Below are 5,560 nucleotides of genomic sequence, written 5' to 3'. Positions count from 1 at the left end.
CGTGCCCGCGCGCAGCACACCGCCGAGGGCGCCGACGCCGACGGCGCCCCCGATCTGGCGCGCGGCGTTGAAGAGCCCACCGGCCACACCGGCGTACCCGGCCGGAGCGCCGGCGACGGTCATCATCGTGATCGGGATGATGGTCAGCGGCAGACCCGGCGCCGCGATCAGCAGCGCGAGCATCGTCACGGGCAGCGCCGCCCCGGTCGCGACGGTCCAGCCGGCGGCCGTCATCCCGGCCGCGATCAGCACCAGGCCGAGGAGCACGGACGTGCGCGCCCCCGCGCGCGCACCGAAGCGCCCGACCCACGGGCCGAGCAGCGGCCCGAGGGTGAAGGGCAGCGTGACCAGCCCGGCGCGCGCCGGTGACAGGGCGCGTACGCCGACCAGGTAGATCCCCAGCACGAAGAGCCCACCCGCCAGGATCACCTGGATGCCGAACCCGAGCGCCGTGGCGACGGCGATGCCCGGAGCGTGCAGCACCTGCGCCGGCAGTGCCGGGGAAGGGCTGCGGCGCTCGGCGGCCACCACGAGCAGGAGCGCCGTCACGGTCGCGGGAACGCTCCACAGGAGCCGCGACGGGTGCCCCGACCCCTCGATCACGGAGAAGACCAGCAGCGTGCCGGCGAGCACCATCGCGCCCTGGGCGACCAGGTCCAGCCGCGCCGGCCGACGGCCGACCGGCGGGGCGACTCGTCCCACCGCCATCGCGATCACGGCGACGGGCAGGTTGACGACGAAGAGGAGTCGCCAGTCACCGACCGCGAGCAGCACCCCGCCGAGGACGGGGCCGGCGGCGAAGCCCACGCCCGTGACCAGGGCGAAGAGCCCCATCGCGCGGTGTCGCTCGGCCGGGTCGGGCCGCAGCGCGGCCAGCAGCGCCAGCGTCGAGCTCGGGATCAGCGCCGCGGAGGCGCCCTGCAGCACCCGGAAGCCGATCAGCAGCCCCAGCGACGGCGCCGCCGCGCACAGTGCCGAGGCCACGGCGAAGCCGCCGACGCCGAGGAGGAAGACCCGGCGGGCGCCGTACCGATCGGTGACGCCGCCGCCCGACAGCAGCAGCCCGCCGAAGGCGACCAGGTAGGCGGAGATCGTCCACTCCTGGCCGGTCGCGGAGCCGCCCAGGTCGGCCGAGATCGACGGCAGGGCGATGTTGAGCACGCTCGCGTCGAGCAGCACCATGAAGTAGCCCAGGCAGATCCCGCACAGCAGCAGCTGGTCATGCGTACGCCGGAGCGCCGGTGCGGCAGGGACGGCGGATTCGGTCATGGATCCACCCTCGGTCGCCCGGGACGCCGAGGCGACCGGAAGAATCGAGCGTCCCGTTCGGTTTCCCCGAACATGGACCTCCGCCTGCTCCGCACCCTCCTCGCCGTGGTCGAGCACCGAACCGTGCTGGCGGCCGCGGCCGCCCTGGACCGCGCCCCGTCATCGGTCTCGGCCCAGATCCGCTCACTGGAGGCGGAGGTCGGCGTGCCGCTCTTCGACCGCACTCCCACCGGCCTGAGGCTCACCCCGGCCGGGGAGCGGCTGGCCTCGGAGGCCCCGGTCGTGCTGGGCGGCTGGCAGCGTGCGGTCGATCTCGCCCGAGGGGAGCGACGGCCCCTGCGCGTCGTGGGCACCGAGCACATCGTGTCCACCCAGCTGCCGGCCGTCCTCCGCGTCGTCGCCGAGCGTCACCCCGAGCTCGAGGTGACGGTCTCGACGGCCGTGGACCGCTTCGACGCGATCGAGCAGGTCCGCTCGGGGCGGGCCGACGCGGGCGTGCTCCTCGACGTGCGGCTCGGCGACGAGGACTGGATCATGTCCGACGCCGCCTCGGCGGACCTGGAGTGGCTCGAGCTGGCCCCGGTGCAGACCGCGCTCGCCGTGGCCCCGAGCCACCCGCTCGCGGCTCTCGCCGACCGGGCGGGCTCGACCTCGCTCGGCCTGGAGGACCTCGGCGCGCACCGCGTGGTGATCGGCCCGCGCCGCTGCGCGCTGCACGCCGGCCTGGAGCGGCTGCTGGGTGGGGTCGGCGCGGAGCGCCTGGCCAGCGTCGAGATCGCCCGCGCCTGGGCGATCGAGGGCCTGGCGAGCGTGCTCATCCCCGAGTTCGTGATCCGCGCGGACCTTGCCTCGGGGCGACTGGTGCGCATCCCCTTCGACACCGCGCCGCTGGCGTCGTCCCTCCGGCTCGCGTGGCGCGAGGACGCTCACGCCCATCCGGCCCGGCAGCACCTGCTCTACGCCGTCGCGTCGGCGATCGGGACGACGAGAGCGACCGGGACGCACGGCGACGGGCAGGGCTCCGAGCCGGAGGCGGACGTGGCGGCCTGAGCCCGGATCCGGGCCGGGTCAGGCGAGCGGGTCCTCCTTGAACTGCGCGCCGACGTCCGCGTTGTCGGCGGCGTCGAAGCGCTCGGCCTCCTCGAAGACCGCGGCCGCGTCGGCGGCGGTCTCGGTCGGCTCGGTGCCGAACTCGGTGGAGTACTCGACGGAGGTCGCGGTCTCGCCGTCGGCCTTGAGCTTGCTCACGCCGCTCTTGGTGGTCTCCGCCACCTTGGTGATGTGCTCGCTGTACTTCCCGCCGGTCTTCTCGTCGAGCGTGGCGGCGGCCTTGTCCACGTAGCCGCCCGCCTCGATCTTCTCGGCGGCGCCGGCAGCGGCCAGCTTCACCGACTCCACCACCTTCGCGGCGGCCTCCTTCGCCTGGTCGGCCGCCTCGAGCGCGGTCTCCTTGGCCTTGTCTGCGAAACTCATCGATCCCCCTGAAGGACGGGCGACCCTTCGAGGGCCGCGGCTTTCCTCCAACCTAGGCCGGAAAGCGGCGAACCCCAATGGGCAAGGAGAACTACAGACTCGTCGTTCCCGTGGCGACGATCACGGCCGGGCCCTGGAGCAGCACCCGGTCGTCGGCCGTCCACGTGATCGTGAGCCGGCCGCCCGGCACGTCGACCGCGTACGCCGTGTTGCGGCTCGCCCCGTCCGCGTCCGCGGTCGCGACCATGACCGCACATGCTCCGGTGCCGCAGGAGCGGGTCTCCCCGGAGCCGCGCTCGTGGACGCGCATGGCGACGTGGGCGGGCCCGAGGCGGCGTACGAACTCGATGTTGACGCCGTGGGGGTAGAGGTCGTGGTCGTAGCCCGGCTCGTCGAGCAGCGGCCCGACCGGCCCGTGCGGGCCGAGGTCGTCGGCGTCGTCGAGGAACGCCACCGCGTGCGGGTTGCCCAGGTCGACGTGGCGCGCCTTCCAGGAAGCGTTCCCGACGGTGACCGTCGAGGAGTCCAGCAGCAGGGGACGGCCGAGGTCGGCGACCAGCTCGTCGGTCCCGGACGCGACGCTGACCGTCTTGATCCCGGCGCGGGTCGCCACCGGGACGGGGGCGCCGGCGGGGACGAGGCCCTCGTCGATCAGGTGGCGGACGAAGACCCGGACGCCGTTCCCGCACATCTCCGCGATCGAGCCGTCGGCGTTGCGGTAGTCCATGAACCACTCCGCGCTGCCGACCCGGCCCTCCAGCGCCGGGTCGATCCGGGCCATCGACCGGGTCCGGATCACGCGCAGCACCCCGTCGCCGCCGATCCCCGCACGGCGGTCGCACAGCGCCACCACCCTCGCGTCGTCGAGCGCGCCGTGGACGGCGCCGTCGTGGTCGGGCAGGAGGACGAAGTCGTTCTCGGTGCCGTGGCCCTTGAGGAACGGGTAGCCGCCCATCAGTAGAGCCCGTCCGCGTACGACGGGCCGTAGTAGGCCTCGAGCTCCTCGATGCTGCGGGTGTCCAACTCGACGGCCTTCGCGATCTCCGGCCGCGACGGCACCGCGCACGCGGCGGCGTCCGCGCCGCCCTGCCAGGTCTCCGGCTCCCAGAGGGAGCTGCGCAGGAAGGCCTTGGCGCAGTGGAAGAAGATGTCGTCGACCTCGACGACCAGGGCGAGGATCGGCCGGCGGCCCCGGACGGCCATCGCGTCGAAGAACGGCGCGTCGGAGACGAGCCGGGCCCGGCCGTTGATCCGCAGCGTGTCGGTGCGGCCGGGGATGAGGAAGAGCAGCCCGACGTGAGGGTTGGACAGCACGTTGCGGTAGCCGTCGGCGCGGCGGTTGCCCGGCCGCTCGGCGATGGCGATCGTCGTGTCGTCGACGACATGGACGAGCTGGCCGGCCGGGTCGCCCTTGGGCGAGGCGTCGCAGTTGCCCTCGGCGTCCGAGGTCGAGATCACGCAGAACGGCGAGGCGGCCAGCCACTGCCGGTCGACCTCGAGCAGGCTCGGCCGGCCCTTGGTTGCGGCGCGCTCGGTCGGCTCGCCCAGCAGGGCGACGAGCTCGTCCACGGTCTCGATCGGCGTCACCGGACGATCGTACGGCGCCGCCTCCTCGTCAGCCCATCGCCGCCGCGTCGCGAAGCTCTTGGCCGCGTGGTTCCTCGTGTGCTGTCGATTTCCTTGCCGTTGACGACGAGCTCCTGGCGAGCCGAGTACGACGTCGCCACCTGGAGCGGCCGAGGATGATCCCGTACGTACTTGATCTCCCACACCGTGTGGCAGACACCCTTCCTGCCGCTCTTGTAGAAGTTGGTGCGACCTTTCCGGTGCCCTGGGTGCTACCCCGCGTGTTCGGGGTAGCGCCAGCGCTGCCTCGGTGGACAGCAAGCTTGCTGCCTAATTGAGGCGGGCCCGTCGGCAAAAGAGCAGACTCGTCACGACTCCGACCCCGGCGGCTACGAAGCCGAAGACAACCTGCCCCAGTAGCCCAACGGGCCAGAGGGCGTTGTCGTAATGCTCCCCTAACAGGGCAAAGTGGAGCACTTGGAGCAGGGTCCCAGCGGAGATCGCGGTGAGGACTGTCGCCCATCGTTTGGACATGAGACCGATCGCTATGGCCACGACGACTTGTCCAGCGAACCAGTACAACATCGCAGGACCGCTGTTCCACTCAGGTCCCGCTTGGTCAGGGCGAGCGATCAGCCACACGGCGAACTCCCCGAAGGCGCCGACGACCGCCATCGCCCACTGAGCGCGAGACCCAAGCTGCATTCTCACCCCTACCAGTCGAGGTCATAATAGTAAAAATAGTACGCGTCCAAGGTCGGCCAGCCACCGACATCCTTCGCGCGCACTATAGTGGCACGTGGTCGTGGGAGACGACCGACTGAGAATGGATAACGCTATGACACAACGTCGCAAGTTCTTGCTCCCCGTGCTTATATTGATCGTCGTTCTGCCGCTGATTGTCGGACAATTCGGCGGAATCGGTACGGTCGAATTCGGGACGTGGCTCGTCTTGTTGCTGGCGTGGGTAGCCTTCTTCACAGTGTGGGGTAGGCGATCATCGGCCGCGTCCGGTTCCTCTGCCCACTGAGGTTTGGGAACTGATACTTGATTGGGGATCCGTCAATCAAGTCAGTCGAAAACGCATCATTCATCGTTACTGCCGCAAGTCACTAGGTGGGGAACTTGGGGCTGCTGTCGAGTTGGTTGACCCGGGTTTGATTACGCAGCCAGCGTAGTGGTGGTGGCGATATGGATGGTCTCGAATTCGACCGGGGTGAGTTTTCCGAGGACGCGTTGGCGTCGTTGTCGG

General features: G+C 71.1%; 5 protein-coding genes. 1 reads left to right on the top strand and 4 read right to left on the bottom strand.

Annotation, left to right across the window (positions count from 1 at the left end; genetic code table 11):
• The coding region (locus tag QM572_RS02930) for an MFS transporter (protein WP_415089852.1) at positions 1-1,269 on the bottom strand (1,269 nt) is incomplete at its 3' end.
• Between the two features lie 72 nt (positions 1,270-1,341).
• On the opposite strand from QM572_RS02930, the gene QM572_RS02925 reads away from it, so the two are divergent.
• On the top strand, positions 1,342-2,319 hold the full coding sequence (locus QM572_RS02925) for a LysR family transcriptional regulator (protein ID WP_415089850.1): 978 nt from the start codon (positions 1,342-1,344) through the stop codon (positions 2,317-2,319).
• An 18-nt stretch (positions 2,320-2,337) separates the two neighbouring features.
• On the opposite strand, the gene QM572_RS02920 is transcribed toward QM572_RS02925, so the two are convergent.
• The 3 genes from QM572_RS02920 to QM572_RS02910 form a co-directional block, all read right to left on the bottom strand.
• The gene (locus QM572_RS02920; RefSeq protein ID WP_415089848.1) at positions 2,338-2,742 is read right to left on the bottom strand and encodes an antitoxin; all 405 of its coding nucleotides are present in this window, start codon (positions 2,740-2,742) and stop codon (positions 2,338-2,340) included.
• Between the two features lie 91 nt (positions 2,743-2,833).
• On the bottom strand, positions 2,834-3,697 hold the full coding sequence (gene dapF, locus QM572_RS02915; protein ID WP_415089846.1) for a diaminopimelate epimerase: 864 nt from the start codon (positions 3,695-3,697) through the stop codon (positions 2,834-2,836).
• On the bottom strand, positions 3,697-4,329 hold the full coding sequence (locus QM572_RS02910; protein ID WP_415089844.1) for a pyridoxamine 5'-phosphate oxidase family protein: 633 nt from the start codon (positions 4,327-4,329) through the stop codon (positions 3,697-3,699). The genes dapF and QM572_RS02910 overlap by 1 nt, the downstream gene beginning before the upstream one ends.
• Positions 4,330-5,560 lie beyond the last annotated feature (1,231 nt).

It is taken from the genome of Nocardioides sp., assembly GCF_047607365.1.
Lineage (GTDB): Bacteria > Actinomycetota > Actinomycetes > Propionibacteriales > Nocardioidaceae > Nocardioides.
This window is presented reverse-complemented; position numbering and strand designations above follow the sequence as displayed.

Bases quoted from the DNA above. Each gene is read 5' to 3' on its own strand.
- dapF (WP_415089846.1), bottom strand. From the start codon at position 3,697: ATGGGCGGCTACCCGTTCCTCAAGGGCCACGGCACCGAGAACGACTTC.
- QM572_RS02925 (WP_415089850.1), top strand. From the start codon at position 1,342: ATGGACCTCCGCCTGCTCCGCACCCTCCTCGCCGTGGTCGAGCACCGA.
- QM572_RS02920 (WP_415089848.1), bottom strand. From the start codon at position 2,742: ATGAGTTTCGCAGACAAGGCCAAGGAGACCGCGCTCGAGGCGGCCGAC.